The organism is Coprococcus sp. TM115-187 (assembly GCF_027679115.1).
GTDB classification, from domain to species: domain Bacteria; phylum Bacillota; class Clostridia; order Lachnospirales; family Lachnospiraceae; genus Allocoprococcus; species Allocoprococcus comes.
In genome coordinates, this window is the sequence record NZ_JAQEKS010000039.1 from 356 (window position 1) to 16,303 (window position 15,948).

The 15,948-nt window shown below is 45.7% G+C and carries 19 protein-coding genes and 1 pseudogene; 3 read left to right on the plus strand and 17 right to left on the minus strand.

The genetic code is table 11. The features are described 5' to 3' along the window. Positions 1–219 (plus strand): hypothetical protein (locus PGW42_RS15290; RefSeq protein ID WP_270235170.1); only part of this gene is annotated, 219 nt, incomplete at its 5' end. After that, positions 206–427, plus strand: a complete 222-nt coding sequence (locus PGW42_RS15295) for a hypothetical protein (protein ID WP_015573058.1) — start codon at positions 206–208, stop codon at positions 425–427. The genes PGW42_RS15290 and PGW42_RS15295, both read left to right, overlap by 14 nt. Before the next feature lie 58 nt (positions 428–485). Here PGW42_RS15295 and PGW42_RS15300 read toward each other — a convergent pair whose 3' ends face one another. The 17 genes and pseudogenes from PGW42_RS15300 to PGW42_RS15390 all read right to left on the minus strand — a co-directional run bounded on the left by PGW42_RS15300 (position 486) and on the right by PGW42_RS15390 (position 14,986). Next, positions 486–2,195, minus strand: coding sequence for a CHAP domain-containing protein (locus tag PGW42_RS15300; protein ID WP_015573059.1), 1,710 nt, complete (start codon positions 2,193–2,195; stop codon positions 486–488). Positions 2,196–2,235: 40 nt separating this feature from the next. Beyond that, positions 2,236–2,697, minus strand: a complete 462-nt coding sequence (locus PGW42_RS15305) for a class B sortase (protein WP_442872440.1) — start codon at positions 2,695–2,697, stop codon at positions 2,236–2,238. 18 nt (positions 2,698–2,715) lie between these two features. After that, positions 2,716–3,081 carry a PrgI family protein gene (locus tag PGW42_RS15310; RefSeq protein WP_015573062.1) on the minus strand — a complete coding sequence of 122 codons (366 nt, stop codon included), beginning with the start codon at positions 3,079–3,081 and terminating at the stop codon, positions 2,716–2,718. Further along, entirely contained in the window at positions 3,081–3,266 is a 186-nt protein-coding gene (locus PGW42_RS15315; RefSeq protein ID WP_015573063.1) for a hypothetical protein, read from the minus strand. The genes PGW42_RS15310 and PGW42_RS15315 overlap by 1 nt, the downstream gene beginning before the upstream one ends. A 14-nt stretch (positions 3,267–3,280) precedes the next feature. Next, positions 3,281–4,105 carry a type IV secretory system conjugative DNA transfer family protein gene (locus PGW42_RS15325; RefSeq protein ID WP_330677074.1) on the minus strand — a complete coding sequence of 275 codons (825 nt, stop codon included), beginning with the start codon at positions 4,103–4,105 and terminating at the stop codon, positions 3,281–3,283. After that, entirely contained in the window at positions 4,092–4,295 is a 204-nt protein-coding gene (locus PGW42_RS15330; protein WP_002606285.1) for a hypothetical protein, read from the minus strand. Before PGW42_RS15330 ends, PGW42_RS15325 begins: the two co-directional genes overlap by 14 nt. Positions 4,296–4,304: 9 nt before the next feature. Further along, the gene (locus tag PGW42_RS15335) at positions 4,305–5,189 is read right to left on the minus strand and encodes a hypothetical protein (RefSeq protein ID WP_015573064.1); all 885 of its coding nucleotides are present in this window, start codon (positions 5,187–5,189) and stop codon (positions 4,305–4,307) included. 5 nt (positions 5,190–5,194) lie between these two features. Continuing rightward, complete coding sequence (locus PGW42_RS15340) at positions 5,195–5,989, minus strand: PcfB family protein (protein ID WP_270204049.1); 795 nt, start codon at positions 5,987–5,989, stop codon at positions 5,195–5,197. Then, positions 5,973–6,437: a hypothetical protein gene (locus PGW42_RS15345; RefSeq protein ID WP_270204048.1), complete on the minus strand. Its 465-nt coding sequence runs from the start codon at positions 6,435–6,437 to the stop codon at positions 5,973–5,975. Before PGW42_RS15345 ends, PGW42_RS15340 begins: the two co-directional genes overlap by 17 nt. Further along, positions 6,400–6,621, minus strand: a complete 222-nt coding sequence (locus PGW42_RS15350; RefSeq protein WP_270204047.1) for a hypothetical protein — start codon at positions 6,619–6,621, stop codon at positions 6,400–6,402. The genes PGW42_RS15345 and PGW42_RS15350 overlap by 38 nt, the downstream gene beginning before the upstream one ends. Before the next feature lie 58 nt (positions 6,622–6,679). Continuing rightward, positions 6,680–10,894, minus strand: a pseudogene (locus PGW42_RS15985) (N-6 DNA methylase); the annotation flags it as partial. A gap of 15 nt (positions 10,895–10,909) precedes the next feature. Next, positions 10,910–11,593 (minus strand): hypothetical protein, encoded by a 684-nt coding sequence (locus PGW42_RS15365; RefSeq protein ID WP_015573070.1) that lies wholly within the window; start codon positions 11,591–11,593, stop codon positions 10,910–10,912. Between the two features lie 5 nt (positions 11,594–11,598). Continuing rightward, positions 11,599–12,156: a hypothetical protein gene (locus PGW42_RS15370; protein ID WP_024721694.1), complete on the minus strand. Its 558-nt coding sequence runs from the start codon at positions 12,154–12,156 to the stop codon at positions 11,599–11,601. Then, positions 12,134–12,367 (minus strand): hypothetical protein, encoded by a 234-nt coding sequence (locus tag PGW42_RS15375; RefSeq protein WP_015573071.1) that lies wholly within the window; start codon positions 12,365–12,367, stop codon positions 12,134–12,136. Before PGW42_RS15375 ends, PGW42_RS15370 begins: the two co-directional genes overlap by 23 nt. Positions 12,368–12,380: 13 nt before the next feature. Next, entirely contained in the window at positions 12,381–12,974 is a 594-nt protein-coding gene (locus PGW42_RS15380) for a hypothetical protein (protein ID WP_015573072.1), read from the minus strand. A 286-nt stretch (positions 12,975–13,260) separates the two neighbouring features. Beyond that, entirely contained in the window at positions 13,261–14,205 is a 945-nt protein-coding gene (locus tag PGW42_RS15385; RefSeq protein ID WP_270204046.1) for a ParB/RepB/Spo0J family partition protein, read from the minus strand. After that, the gene (locus PGW42_RS15390) at positions 14,162–14,986 is read right to left on the minus strand and encodes a ParA family protein (protein ID WP_024721698.1); all 825 of its coding nucleotides are present in this window, start codon (positions 14,984–14,986) and stop codon (positions 14,162–14,164) included. Before PGW42_RS15390 ends, PGW42_RS15385 begins: the two co-directional genes overlap by 44 nt. Positions 14,987–15,596: 610 nt before the next feature. On the opposite strand from PGW42_RS15390, the gene PGW42_RS15395 reads away from it, so the two are divergent. Next, positions 15,597–15,818 carry a DUF3784 domain-containing protein gene (locus tag PGW42_RS15395; RefSeq protein ID WP_015573075.1) on the plus strand — a complete coding sequence of 74 codons (222 nt, stop codon included), beginning with the start codon at positions 15,597–15,599 and terminating at the stop codon, positions 15,816–15,818. The last annotated feature ends 130 nt before the right edge of the window (positions 15,819–15,948 follow it).

Below are 15,948 nucleotides of genomic sequence, written 5' to 3' on the forward strand. Positions count from 1 at the left end.
GGTCAAGACGGTGTTATCTATATTCTTAAGAATGGAAACAGACAATTCTTTGTTTGGCATCCTGTTGACGATGATTTTAAACCAATTACTTCTTTGGGAATTATTAGTTCCCGTGATGATTATTATATTAAAAAGAACAATCTATTAGTAACAACTCAGAATTCCATTTACAAATTCAGGCTTATCAACAAGGAGGTGAACACTGATGATAAAACTTAACAAAATGGAACAAAATGAATATAACGCTTTTATTGTTGCTGTTGTTCCTTCATTATTACCCGGCACATACCACTTTAGAGACTTTTTCACAAATAGAGTTACATCTGCAAGAATCGGTCGTAAATTCTATGAAGATGTTGTCAATGGTATATATCCGCATATTTCTCTTGTTGGGACAAAGGCTTCAGAAGGTTATATTTGTTCTTGAGTAAATACCTGATTTCTCATAATGTACTTGATGGCTACTCAAACGAGCAGCCATCTTTTTAATATGCCGGAATACCGTATCCGTAGATAACAGAGCTTCCGACAGGGTATGTTTTGGTTCTGCAAGTGTCGCCTGAGTTGCCCTCAACGGTATAGACTGTACCGTTTTCGCATTTCTGAACAATACCGGTGTGGTCTGTCACACCGTCGCCCTCCCAGTCAAAGAAAATGATTGTACCGGGCGAAGGCTCATACGAACCGTCTGCCCACTGTCCTCGGTCTCTGAACCATTGTACACCGTTTACACAGCCGGCATACTTTGGAATAATACCGGCGTCGATATATCCGCACTCGTTAGCACACCAAGAGACGAAGCAGGCACACCATTCTACACGGGAGTCAAATCCGTACCAAGACCAGTAAGGCTGACCGCCTACATTACCCACCTGTGACAAGGCAACCGTTACGATTTGGTCGTCGCTGTATCCGATACCGTAAAGCACCTGAGACCATAGTTGATTGTTTTCGTCCTTTAGCAGCTCGGCAAGATACTCTTTCTGCTCCTGATTAAATCCGTACATAGCCGCCATTTCATCAACGGTCTTGTGCGATACCGTGATATACAGGAAAGTTTCTGTTACTGTGGTTTCGGTCTGTACGATGTTGCCGTGTCCGTCGTCGCTTTCTTCGATTTCGGTATGGGTTTTCGTTTCCGTTCGGGAAGAAATATCGTTCATTTCCCAAAAAATATCCGACAGTAGCTGCTTCTTGGTTTCATCAACCGTAGCAACCTCCATCGGATTGTCGGGGTCGGTATTCACTTTAACAGAATAGACCGCAAGAACATCTTTCCAAACAGCTCTGCTTCCGCTCATTTCAAGCACATCATAGCTTACAGAGTTCTTTTCCTGTTCCAATCGGTCATCATATTCCTGATTGATTTCCTGAACGACTGTCTGCATTGACATTCCCGTGCCGGAATCCTCTCCCGAAAAGAAGATACCGAACACAGAACCTGCAATCAAGGCTACAAGACATAGCACAATAATTACTACCACCGCAACCCAACCGCCGGCAGCGATAGCGGCAATAAGACCTTTTACCGCCGCTATGATTGCTTTTACTGCGGCAATGGTGGCTTTGGCTGCGGCTTTAATCGTAGCGGCTGTTGCTTTGGCTGTGGCTTTTGCCGCCTGTGCCGCTTTCTGCGAAGCCTTAACTGTCGCCTGAGCTGTTTTCTGTGCCGCTTTTGCCGCTTGCTGACTGGTTTTTATCGCAGTCTTTGCAGTCTGCTCAGCCGTCTTAACCGATTTCTGTGCGGTCTTTGTTGCTTCTTTTCCGGCAAACTTAATGGTTTTCTTTCCGGAGGAAGTGGCAGACTGCTTTATGGTCTTTTCCGCCTTATCGACAGTCTTAATCGCAGAGCTTGTGTTTTGCGAAGCCTGTTTTCTCAAAGACTGCTCGGCTCGCTGCTGCTTGAAACGCTGAATACCGTCCTTTGCGGTGCGGATATTCTCTTTTGTGGTTTCAAGTCCCTTTCGTCCCGCCTTGTCAAACGCATAGGCACCATCGTGAAACACCTCGTCAATACCGCTTTCCAGTTTATCGGAAGCGTATTCCTCGGCAGAACTGCTGTTGGCATTTACCGACCGCTCCGCCTTTTCTTTTGTTGCGATATACGCCTGCTTCATTCGTTGGGTTGCGACGGCAGCCTTATCTATTGTTCGTATCGTACCTTTTGCATTGTCTTTCGTTTTAATATCAGCCATACAATCCCTCCTTCCTATGCAGGCTGAACTACCTGTTGTATTATTCGTTTATTAGCTTCGCCACTACAACAAGTCTGCCGTTTGTCCGGGAATACTCACAGGTGGAAAGGGTCAGGAGCTTGTCGCCGTATTCGGCGGTTATGCCGGTTTCGTAAAGCGACAGTTTCTTGCACTTCTCAACATAGGCAGTGAAATCCTCGGCGGTGTCCGCATTGACGAACTGATAATATTTGAAGCTGTCGGGACTATCCGTATATACTACGGTTTTGAACACGGCAATTACTTCATAGGTCTGTCTATCGGTCAGCGTATCAAAGGATACTGTTTTGTGCTTTTCCCAAAAGCTCTTGTCCTTGAATTTCATAAGACCGGCGAACATAGAGCCGTCGTTCATATGATGACCGTAGATAATGATATTGTCGCTTGGCAGTTCCATATCGCAGTTTTCCTGAACATAAGGACAGCCGTAGTCGGTGTATGCCTTATCAAAGCCGTGCTTCAGATAGAAGTTGTAAGAGTTTTAATCATTGTTCTTATAAGCCTCCTTCTGTTTTTGTTCGATTGTCGGTTTCATCAATTCGTAATAGGTGTTGGTGGAATGAAAGACCAGCTTTTTCGGCATAAGGAACTCGGACTTTATCCACGCCCATATAAATTTCTCAGCCGTCATTCCGTTGTATTTCACAAAGCCGAGAGCCGCAAAAGGGGCAGCTCCCAAAATGCACACCCACGATACAGTTTCTGTTCCGAGGTACGGTTTTAGGAGGAAGTAAAGTCCTACCGCTACCGCACAGGCGAGGACAGAAAAAATGAACTGTCTGAGCGACAGTCCAAAAAACATTGACTCTGTGTAATTTCGTATCTCTCGGTTAATTTTGACTTCCATCAAAAGCTCCTTTCTCTGCGATATGCTTGTTTTGCGTGACGGATTTCATCAGAGCAGACGCAGGTGTCCGCAAGGCAAATCACATTGCCGTTTTTCTTTCCTCCGTAATACACACAATATTTGCAGTCGCAGTCGGCAGGCGTATAGCCCTGCCATCTATCGTTATTATTCTTGTTTTTCTTCATCAGAGAACCTCCCGTTATAAGCCCATCATTTCACGGATAATTCGGTCGCTCATCTTAACCGCACCGACAAGCACAAGCATATTGAATACCAGTTCGCCGATATATGCCCATACCTGAGTAACGGCTGCTGCGTCAGGGTTCACTACCGGCGGCGTAGAAGCAAATAGGGAGAAGATGATACAAGCAAGTACAATTACTGCTCCCTCAAGCAAAACGGCACAGTAGCTCTTTATAAAGCTCTTACCCACATTCTGCGACGGTTCTCCGGCAAATGTGGAAACACGGACTTCATAGCCTTTGCTTTCAAGCAGCTTTCCGGTATCTCGGAGAATTTCGCCCTTTGGGTCAAGAATGACAAATGATGTGTTGCACTGCATAAGATTCGGCTTGCAGTAAAACCTTGTCTTACCGGCTCCCGAACCGCCGCACACAAGGGTGTTTAAGTTTCTTCGGTGTTTCTTCGCATTGAGTCCGATACAGACATTTTGCGTCATCAGCTTATTTGCAGAAGCCGGAGACTGTCTGTATTTTTTGTTTACGGCTCTTGCATTGCCCCATTTTGCAGAACCGTGTTCTTCACGCCTTCGGTAATTCTTCTGTGTTGAGAAGTAAATCCCAATACCCATTGCATAGCAGAGAAGCAAAACGAGGACAGTTTTTAGGCTGTCCTCGCATAGCTCAATATGAAATGGTTCGTTGAACGCTGTTAATAGGCTCGGCAGTATTTCCGGCAATCCTCCTTTTACAGAGGGTGCAATCAGAAGTGCCAGCCATACGACCGGGATAATACCGATGACGGAAAGAATAATAGCAGACTGCCTCTCGTTATCTCGATTCACAGGAGCGTTCCTTTTCGATAACTTTGAACTTTTTCTTTGGGGCAGTTCCGACCTTGATGATAAGGTCGTCCACCGCATCGGTAGATTTGCCCTCGTTCATCAAATCTGTTTTCTCGTCGTTGAGAGAACGGATAATAATGCCGTGTTCATAATCGTCCAATGCGATATGATACATTTCTTCCTTCGCCATAGTCTCACCTTATCTTTCGTAGTCTTTGCTTCGTTCCTGCTTTTTCTTGTAAAGCTCATCGGAAACACGGGAGTGAATATCCGCCATTGCGTTTCTCGTTTTGGAAAGCTCATAGCGAATGTCCTTCGGCTCTTTGCCGGCGAGCTTTTCAGGGATACGGTTGATAGCAAAATTCTGTGTATCGACGCCGTACTTTTTGCAAAGCATATAGCCGATACATACTGCCTGAAAGCCCATATCCGCTCTGCTGTAACTGTCGCTGTTGATAGAGAGCTGTGCGTGGCCAAGCTCCTGTGCTACGCACTGAGCGACCGCTACGCTGTCTCCCACATCACGCTTTACATACAAGGTCTGTTCCTCGTTGTTATAAAACGCCGCCATATTGGGATACGGAAGCTCATTTGTTGCTTCCACTTCAACCGGGGAAGAATCCAGCATAACGGTAATGAGTGCTTTCGGGTCACGGTTGACAGTCGGTGCAGGCGGTCTTTTGCCGTTGGTCTGCGAAACATCAAAGACCTTTTTCACATTGTAGGAAATGCCGGTCGTACCGTCTTTCTTTGCATACTCGACAGGTTCAAGAATGGAAATGCTTTTCGCACCTTTCTGAATTTTCACATTATCTTTGCTCCAGTCATCAAAGTTTTTAAGCTGGCTTGCTTCGGGAAGCTGCTTGAAAATCAGAAGTGCGTTGACCGCAGAGTATCTGTCAAGACGGCTCTGCGTATCAAGGAAGGCTTTGAACTTTTCCGGGTCGGAAACAATCGCCTTTGCGGTGTCGTCCGCCATCTGATATACGGCTTCTTTTTCAGCCTTCATCTTCTCGGCATATTCCTCTTTGGAAAGTCGTTTGCTCTGCTGTCCTGCCTTAGCAGGGGTAAAATTGTTTGTCATTGTGATTACCTCTCTTTCACATTTTTGCTTTTAGGTTTCGGCTGCTGGTGTACGGTCTGTGCCGGGGCGTTCTTGACTTCCGGCTTTGATACCTCCGGCTCTTTGCGTTCTGCTTCTTTCTGCTGCTTGGACTGTGCCTTATATCGGTCAAGCTTTGCTTTTACCGACGGCTTTCTCTGTCTGTCGCTTACAGTACCCTTATCAGTTTGCATATCTACCGGCTCGGAGTCGTGCCTTGACGGAGGGTTTTTGTCCGTTTTGGCGACTGTGGGGTTTGACTGGGAATACCCCTCTTTCTGAATAGGTTTTCTGACGGCTTCCTCAGTGATGATTTCGTTTTTGGTTTTCGTCGGCTTGTCTTTCTCCAAAGCTTCACGCTTTTCGACAGCCTTCTGATACTCGGTGACAATCGCAGCCTTATCAACTTTACCGAGTTCAAATCTCTCAACGATTCTCTGAATTTTGGAAGCGTCCTCTGCACGGGCAATAATATCAATCGGGACATTATCGCCCTTTGTGTTTTTATCCCTGAGTACGCAGTAGAGAACGCCGTAGCGTTTTGCCTGCTCGGTAAACTTCTTCAAGTCCTTGTTGGGGATAGAAAACACCTTCAGCTCCTTGCCCGACTTAATCATATTAGTAAGTCGAGCCTTGCCTTTTGTTTTCTGTTCCTGTTTGAGAACAGAGACTAAAAGAACGGCAATATTCTTTGCTGCCGCTCCGCTTAATTTTGCGGCTACTTCAAAGCCTTCAAGCGATAGCCTGATGACCTGTTCTGCCGCATCACCTCCGTTTGTCATTACGGTTCTGCTCCTTTCGTTCTTGTTTTTCTTCGTAAACTCTTACCGTTTCAAGGTTGGCTTCAATAACCTTTGACCTTTCGGCTATGTCATCACAAAGACCGACCTCTTTGCGGAGAGTCCACAGCTTGCTCGTGATTGCCGTAATCTGCTCTTTGACATTTGATAGCTCATCGTCACTCAAATTTCTTCTTAACTGTTTTCGCAGGTGCGTTCTATCGTCAGTCAAGGATTTGATTTGCGACAACACGGACTCTTTATATGAGAAAAGCTGCTCGTCGGTAGAAATGTTCTCCCGTCCAAGCAGCCTTGTCTCCTGAGTGATTTTGTCGAGCTTCAGCAAATCTTCTTTCAAAAGATAGTGAAGCCTTGCGGTATTCTGTTTTTTGTACTTCGGCAGATAACCCAGCTTATAGCAGTAATGCAGATACAGCCCATGTTCCGTCATTCTTTGGAGTTGAGAGGTCGCAGAACACAAGCTGTGCCGATTTTTTATCGGCTGTTTCCTCCCAAATACGGTAGATGTTATCGACGCAGGCGTTGATTTTACTGCCCTCAAAATCAGGCAGCATATCGTTAAGCATACGCTGGTCAAGTGCTAACTTCCTGCCGTCGTTTGTAATTTTAAGCATATTATCTACACTCGAATCTACACCGCCGCCACGGACTTTCTCGGCTCGTTCCGCAAGGGAAGCAACCATACAGTGTGTTCAGCTTATCCTGTGCCTGTTTGATTTCGCTGTCCGGGTAATCCTCGGTTTGCAGTTCAATCAAGTTACGGACGCAATCTCTTATCCCAATCATACCCTTAATGCGGTTCTCAGCGGTTGCAGATACCTCCACCGGGGACATACGGGAGTTCTCACGGAAATAGATTTTATCGTCTAAAACAGTGTAAGAGAAGTTCCTTACCATAGGGTCTGCCGGGATAGAATTATCTTCTTCCTCCAGTTCGTCGGCAACCTCGTATTCGGAGATTTCTCCGTGAATGTTTGAGACTGCTTCGTTCAAAAGCTCCGAAAGGTCGGCATTTTCAAACGGTTCACAGGTTGCTTCCGGTCCGAAGCGACCGCTTACCATTTTCATTTCGCCGAGTATCATTTCCGGGTGCTGAACAAAATATGAGTTCATCCTTATACCGTTTTCGTCGGTGTCAAGATGAACCCAATCCGGCTCAATATCTATGAGTCTGTCTCGCTTTTGCAGAAACAGAATATCGGATACGACCTCTGTCCCGGCATTACCTTTGAAGGTGTCGTTCGGAAGTCTGATTGCTCCGAGAAGCTCCGCCCTCTGTGCGATATATTTACGCACATTGGAGTTTTCCTTGTCCATAGTTCCTTTGCTTGTCACAAGAGCCATCACACCGCCGGGGCGTAACTTATCAAGCGATTTTGCAAAGAAATAATCGTGGATTAAGAAATTGTACTTGTCGTATCGTTTATCGGAGACTTTGAAATCTCCGAAAGGCACATTGCCGATAATGCCGTCAAAGAAGCTGTCGGGGACATTTACTTCCTCAAAGCCCTGTGCCGCAATGGAAGATTTCTGATAAAGCTGCTGAGCGATACCGGCTGAAATGGTATCAAGCTCAACACCGTAAACCTTTGCGTTTTCCATTGACTTGGGCAGCATACCGATGAAATTACCGATACCGCAGGACGGCTCAAGCAGGTTGCCCTCCTGAAATCCCATCTGTTCCAACACCTTGTAAATGGCGGTAGATACTTCGGGCGGAGTGTAAAATGCAGTCAGTGTGCTTTCTCTTGCCGACGCATATTCCTCCGGCGTCAGGATGTTTTTCAGCATTGCATACTCTGTATGCCAAGCTCCTGCTCGTTCGTCGAAGGCTTCGGGAATACCGCCCCAACCGACATATCTCGACAAGATTTTCTGCTCGTCAGGTGTTGCAAAACGGTTTTCGTTTTGACAATCTCTCAGGACTTTTATTGCTGCATAGTTTCGGTGGAAGCGTTCTTTCTTGTTCACTTCTTCAACCTGATTATTGGCAAGGTCAAAGTTGTGTCGTTCGGACATAGGAATATCCGGGTGGAGGTCAAAGCTCTTTACTTTTGACTTTTTCTTTTGCTCCCAAGCGGGGACAATCGGTTCAGGCTCTTTGTCGTAACCGTTGCCGATACGAACACCCTCGTTATACATTTCCTCATCGCTGTCAAAACCGTTTTGAGTAGCAACGATTTCTCTGTAATCCTCAATCGGTACATTCCCGATATTTGTTGCCACCATATCAGCTCTTTCAGTGTTTTCAATAAGAGCTTCCATTGTGGCAGAGGTACAGTCGGTCAAATCCGGTGTCCTGTGAAATTCTCGGTCTGCGTCCACAAACCATTCCGTACCTACATCGGCAAGCTCCTGATTTGCAATGCTACCGAGATAATCAAAGAAATCCTCTGCCGAGTCATACTCCCGTGCGACTTGCTGTATCTCGTCAAAAGAAAGAGTATTTGTAACATACTGACCTCCGGCATTGCTGTCGGGGTTATAGTACATCCAAGTTACACTTTCATTGTCCCGGTCAATAAAGAAGGCGTCGTCATAACCGGTTTTCGGACTGAAATCCGGTACGGTTTCAGTATCGTTTTGAGCTTTATTTTCGCCTGTAACGGTTTTTTCTTCCGCCGGTAATACACTGACCTTCAAGTGGTCGTTCATCGGATTTTCACGCACTTTGCGGTCAAATTCTTCCCTTGAAAGTTCCTTGTTGAATAAGGGCATATCGAAGTCATAGAGCATTACACGGTTTTCATCAAAGGACAAAATCTCATACTGAGAAGCCCCAATATACACGCTGTCGCCGAGATGATATTCATACTGCGCTTCCGGCTCGTCCTCTTTGTTTTCAGGTTCAGGCGGTGCGGTAGAAAGTATCTCACGGTTTTTTCTCTGCTCTGCAAGCTCGGCTCGCCGTTCTTCCTGCTTTTCAAGCCATTCAGGGTACTTTTCTTTTTCCTTTGGGTTTAGGTATCTGTCCATACGGATAAGGTCTCCGATACGCTTTTCCACCTGAGACCAAGAAAGAGTAATGTGCGGCTTGTCGCTTCCGATACCTTTTGAAATTGTGATACCTTTTCCGTCGTGCTGTTCGTCAATGCCTGCACCGATGATGACCGGATAAGAGCCGCCCCAACCGTATTCGTTTTTCAAGAAGTCGGCGTTCTCTTTTGCGGAAATGCTCTTTTCAAACTGCTCATAGATACGCATTTTACCCTCGGAAACTCCGCTTCCACGGGTCAATACAGCGTCTATGATTTCCTGAGAAAAAGTAAAGGCAGAGGTTTTTTGTTCCTCTGCCTGATTTCCCATAATGAGAGTCAACTGACCGTCCATAGACGGAATCGGTTTCATTGTATCGGTCAATTCTCCCAAAAGTCTCATTGCTTCAAAATGCTGTGCGATAACGCCCCAGTCGTAGAAACTCTGAGCGGTTCTGTTTTCGTATTCACCCTCCCACAAGTGGAGGACATTCTGAAATGTTTTGTATCCCACAAGCCTGCCGTCGTTTAAGGTAAGCCGGGTGTAGTCGTTATTGAAGATACCCTTGATATATTCGGTACGGGTCGCATTGTCCGTATTTCTCTCATAGAAGTCTTTGATTTCTTCCTTTGAAGCGGACAAATGCGGGGTAGTACCGAGTATCTCTCGGATAGTATCATCGCCACCGAAAAACGGCAGGCTCTTGTCCTCGTGGTTTCTGTCGTAATACTCTAAGCGAATATTACCTGATTCTTCACGATTTCCTGTGCCGAGTTCCTGATGTTGTTCATCAGGCGAACCCACTTCATCATATCTTCCGCTTTCATCTGCTCCGTCAGCCCGGCTTTCTGTGCCATCTGCTTCACGAGAGTTTCCTCCAGTTCGCTGGCTCTCTGCTGAACCTCCGCCAAGTGACTGTTCAGAATCCCTTTCGTCAGAAGATTGTAGTACAGGATTTTGTGATGTTCCTTCAGATAAGTTCTCCTCATCTGCGACCATCTGCCGAGAGTCACTTCCGTCTGCTCCGGCAGTTTCAGGTTCGGAAGATTGTAATCTCCCACCATCGTGTATGTGATTTCGCTCATCGCTTTGACTCCTTTCGTCTTTGATGTCTTTATTGTATTCGGATTGCTCCTGTTCATCAATTATGCGATTTTCCTTGCTGAGCGTGCTGATTGTTCTGCTGACAGGGAGCAACGCCATTTCTGCAATGTCGCTTGTAGCAATACCCACCGCATTGAGAACTTCCTGTGAATTAAAACTTGAAATACCGGCAAAGTCATCGGGAGAATAGACCTTGTCTGCGTTCAGTCCCAATCGTGCCATAACCATATATGATACGCTGTTTCTGACAAGCTCCAAATACAAGGCATTTGCTTCGTCGGCAGACAAATACTCAATATCGCTTCCTGCACCCAAACTCATAAAGTCGGAGATATAGTCTGCGATGTTATCCTCAACGGCATTGGCAATGCTCTCTTTGACGACATTTTCAATACTCGTTGTATCGTTTACCGCACCGAAAGTATTTTCAAGTGTTTCAATAACTTCTGCTTCATATTCGGGTCTCATCTCCCAAATCGGAACAGGGCGGGAATGTCGACTTTCGTGGGTGTCCGATATATCAAAGTAATGAATCAGCCTTTGACGGCTTCTGTCTGTGTCCTCAAATACGGCAATACCCTTTGCTCCTCGGTTTACCCAGCGACCGAAAGTACCGTTCCATCGTTCGATTTCAAGCACGGCTGTTGCGTCGGGTCTTTGGGCATAAATGAGAAGCTGTTCATCAAATCGGAGCCTGAAATTTCTGCCTGCTGTTTTCAGAAACGATTGCCAGTTTACCGGATTGTCTGTAACTGCAAAACAGGTTCTTTCATACAGCTCTGAAATCAGGTCAAATTTTCTTGCCACCTCGTCTGCACCTCCTTATCGTGTTTTTTCTTTGTCCTTTGCGGATTTCGTGTTTTCTTTTGCGGCTGGTTCTACGGTATGACCGTTTCTCTCGCAAAGCTCGGCAAATTCGCAGATATGGTAGAGATTTGTGCCGACCTCCAAATGGTAGTCGTCGATATATCTGCAAGTTCTCTCCATTGTTTTGCCGTCGCCGAGCTTGATTGAGATTTTTTCTCCGTCCGCAATGCGAAACTGCTCCTGATAGTGCGGGTTGATAAATCGGATACCTCGCTCAGCGTTTTTCAAGTGGGCATTTAGCCACTCTTTCTGATAGCAATAGCAGTACAGATTGTACTCGCCCCTGTTGGGGTTAAATCTCATAAGATAGCTGTACTTTCCCGTATCAAGACGGATGCCGTAGTGGTTGCAGTCATCATTAAAGGAGCTGTCGGGAGTGGAATAACAGTAAGAGGACATAGCCTTTCTGCCGGACAAAACATCGCCGTCACGCAATCCGTTTATGACTTCATCAAATTCAGCCTTAAATTCATCGGTTTTCAAGTCTTTTCTGAAATCGTTCCAAGTCGTCCAAAACTCGTTCCCGTTAGAACCGAAGTCGGCTCTCAAATATCCGATAAGACCGGTCTGCATAGAGAGCTGCTGACTTTGGCTGAAGGTGTATTTACGCTCTGCTTCGGTCAATACTCTGTAATCCATTTTCATCACCTCGCTTGTTCGTTTGTTTGTCTTTGCTTTGGAATAGGAAAACCATAAACTCCGGCAATGTCATCGCCGAGCCTTTTGGTAACTCGTGTGATGTCGGCTCTTGTGGCTTTTCCGTTATAGATTTTATCTTGCAGATTTTCAATCTGCGTATCGGTAACACCGTCTTTGAATACACGGTAAAGATAATGGTTTGTACCGTCGTGATGAACGGCGTCGGCACGAAGGTCGCCGTACTTATCCACATACCATTCGTTGTAATCGGTATCGGAATAAAGGCAGTCCTTAATGTTGCCGGAATCAATCATCTTGTAGCCCGACACTCTGCCGTTCCATCTGCCGAGGTCGCCGATAACAATAATCGGCTGTGAAAGCTGAATATTGAGATTTACTCGTTCATCATAAAGATTTTCGGCATTGGATTTTACCATAATGTCGTAAAGCTCATCATCGGAATATCCGGGATACAGTTCCTCCAAAGACTCTCGCCAATCATCAAGGTCAAGGCTAATGTCGCTCCAAATGATATGGCGGTCATTCTGTTCCTGCCTGCTCATCAGTGCCACCTCCCAAATAAGAGAACAGCTTATTGGCTTTGGTCTGCTTCTGAAACTCGATAATCAGACTCATATCCGGAATAGTGATACCCGGAATTTTCAAAATGCTCTCCATGTCGAGCTGCTGCAATTTCTTTTCGGTATTGCAGCCTGCGTCAAACAGTTTCGTCAGAAGCTTTGTCTTTTGCTGAAAAGTGAAATTTTCCTTCATTGCTTTGTCCTCCTTATCGTTCTTTGTCTTTATTTCGCTTCTTGTTTGAAAGCTCTTGTGCCTTTTCCTTTGCCCATTCAGGCAGACGCTCAGGCTTTATTTCGCCCATAACATCCATTCTTTCATATCGGGTTGATTTGCCGGTGTGAAGATTGGTACAAAACACGGCACTTCCACGGCTGTTTGCCGACGCACCGAAACCACCTGTAACATAGTAGAGCTGTCTGTCGGCTCTCTGAAATTCAGGCTTTAATACCTTGGGGTCAATGGCTATGATTTTGCCGTTGATGTCTTTGGAATAGTGGTCGGGGATACAGTCGGCTTCTGTTATGAGTGTGATTGGAATATCCAGTTTTTCGACCTGTTCCTTGAAAAGCTCCGCTTCATTTGCCACACGGCTTCCGAAAAGGTGTACGATTTCGATATAGTCATCGCTTACCATACATTCCGAACACAGTTCAAACAGGTCGTTTCGCTCTGCAAAGCCGCACATAAATTTATCGCCGTTTGTACTTTGCTCATTGGAAGCCAAGATAACTTCCTTTTCGCCCACATTGACCGAGCAAAGAACAGTGTATTCACCGATTTTTCTTTTTCCCTCGTTCATATCCACACCTCAGCTTACTTCAATCACAATTCTGATGTTTCCGCAGTCGCAGCCACTGCACTGCCTTGACAGTTCGGGAAATAGGGATTGCACTCTCTGTCTTGCTCTGCGGATAGTCTCAAAGCACGGCAAGCCGTAGCCTTTATAGTTGTTGACTATATCCTCAACCCTTTTATAGACAGCTATATGTTATTAGAGATAGATATACTCAAGGGAGATAGAGTATATTTTTCAGCAGGTTAATAGCCGGTATATATAGGGGTTAGAGTGTGAGAAAGGGGGAAGGCTATCGGCTGTCACGGTCGGCTCTGCTTCGCAGAAACTTGTTGTAATGCTCCAATGCCTTGCACACAAAATCCTCCGTTTGGCTTATGGGAATATTCTTCGGGATAAGCTGTCGAACCCTATCGCCCCTCAAAACAATTTTCTCCCTTTGGTTTGGTTTTTCCTCCGACATAATCGCTTGGATTGCTTCGGTTGTGAGCTTGCCCTCCTCAAAGAACTTTCGCATACGGATTGTTTGGTCGTGGGACGGGGTTGCGTCGGTCAGGTCGATTTCATCAACCACATCACGCTGACTGTCCTCATCGAGAAAAGACAATTCAACCGCCGGTCGCATTTTAATTCGCCCCTCATCAACATATTCCAAAAGTTCGGGAACAAGGTTTGTAAGGCGAATATATCTGCGAACTTGGGTTTGACTGTCACCCGACTGCTCTCCAATTAGTTGTGCTGTTTCTTTTCCGCTTGACTTCCAACCCACTGGGTCGGAAGTTAGGTCTGTTCTTTTGCCTTGTCTGCTCAATGCTTCCAAACGCATTTTGTAGGCATAGGCTTTTTCCGAGGGAAGTATCTGCGACCTTTGGTAGTTGCTCTCAACCATTAAAATCGTGGCTTCGTCTCGGTTCAGTTCAACGACCTCACAACGGAGAGTATCAAACCCGGCAAGCTCACAGGCTCGCTTTCGTCTGTGTCCCGATATGAGTTCGTATCTGCCGTCCTCTTTCTGCCTTACCGTCGCCGGAGTGATTACCCCTCGTTCCTTAATACTCTCAATGAGCTGTGCCATATCCTCGTCATCACGCACCTTAAAAGGGTGGTCGGGGAAATCGTCAATCTCAGTCAAGGGAATATCTCGGATTTTTGAAAGTTTTTCTTCATCTCTCTGTTCCTGCGTCGAGAATAAGTCATCGAGCTTCGTGAGAGTGAAGTCGCTCTTTCTTCCTGCCATCGGCTAACACCTCCTTTGTAAATTCGGTGTACGCTTTTGACACCGTGCTGCCCGGTTCGTAGGCAAAAATGCTCTTGCCTTTGGAAGAAGTCTCTGCGGCTTTTACGGCAATCGGGATATATGTTCGATACATCTTGATTTGACTACCGAAGTTCTCTCTCAGAGCTTCTACCGTGCTTTTGGCGAGGTTGGTACGGCTATCCACCAAAGTGAGAAGCATACCGTCAATCTTTAAGCCCGGATTGATACGCTTCTTAACTCGTGAAATGGTCTGAACAAGCTGCGTCATACCTTTTGCCGGTAAATACTGAGCCTGAACAGGAATTATTACGCTGTCTGCCGCAGATAGAGCATTGATTGTTACCATTCCGAGGGAAGGCATACAATCTATTAAGATATAGTCGTATTTCTCCTTCACTTCGCTGAGATAGTTTCTCAATGCCGTCTCTCTGCTCATTGCGTTGACAAGGTTAAACTCCATTGCTGAAAGCTCAAGGTTTGCCGGAATAAGGTCAACACCTTCGTCGTGGTGCAGAATACCGACCGTAGGGTCATTCATCGTTTCATTTATGACATCTGTGAGTTTCGTTGCAAGCGTGATACCCAAGTTGTCTGTATCCTGCCAACCGAGACAAGTGGTTAAGTCGCCCTGTGGGTCTGCGTCTATGAGCAGCACTTTCTTTCCCTGCATTGCAAGACCGACGCCGAGGTTTACCGTAGTGGTCGTCTTTCCAACTCCGCCTTTTTGATTGCATATCGCAATCGTTTTGCAGTTCGACACTTTGTGCGTCCTCCTTTCGTGAAATTCATAGCCATCGCAGTATGGCTATGTACTTGACCGGCTCATTTCCTAACCGGTCGGGCAATATTTGTTCTCAACACCCCTTGCCGAGCAATAAGCTCACGGGAAGTCACTAAGGAACAGACTGCTAATCTGTATCATAGGAATTTCACCTCTGCCGGGTACTCCGCCAGCTCCGTAGAGAAGTATCATTATCCTTCTGACTGTCATCGCCGTAACAGGGGCAACCTGTTACCTATACCGGGAGTTCTCGCTGTTCTGCAATGCAGAAGTCACGGCGTACCCGATAAGGTGGCTAAAATCATCAGAATTAAAGTCTTAGTGAATGGTTTATTCAGTTGTCAAAATACAAGTGAAAGGGCTGACCTTTTCGTGGCTCGGAATTAACCCCTTCACTTGTTTGAAATGGGAGAGCGTTTTTGGGGGGTGTTTTTTCAAAATTTCTTGAAAATTTTTTTGCTAACAAAAAAAGCCACCTACTTTCCTCTTAATTGAGGTCAATAGACGGCGGGTAGAAATATTCATAATTTTGGTGTATAATAGGAAATTAAGAGAAAGACAAATTTGAATTTTTTGTGGAGGTGTTTATATGATATTCCTAAAGGTATTGGCTGTAGTTCTGGGATTGGCATTCCTTCTGTTTGGATACTTCATTTACTTTAAAAAGAAATACAATCTTATCAACGGTTTTGAGGCGGATTTCAAAGCCGGTCGGAAGAAAGAAGAATACGCAAAGAAAGTGGGAATGATAGAGTTTGTTGTTGGTATAGTTCTGCTTATCACAGGTGTTGCACTTATTCTGTTTGCCTAATAAATTCCAGTTTGTCTAACTTACTCTAAATTAGCAAAGACCGCTTACAAAAGTGTAGGCGGTCTTTATTCGTGTGTGCGCCTAGCGGCGCACGTTTCTAACGGGTTAAAGTCCCGAATCCACCCGGTAG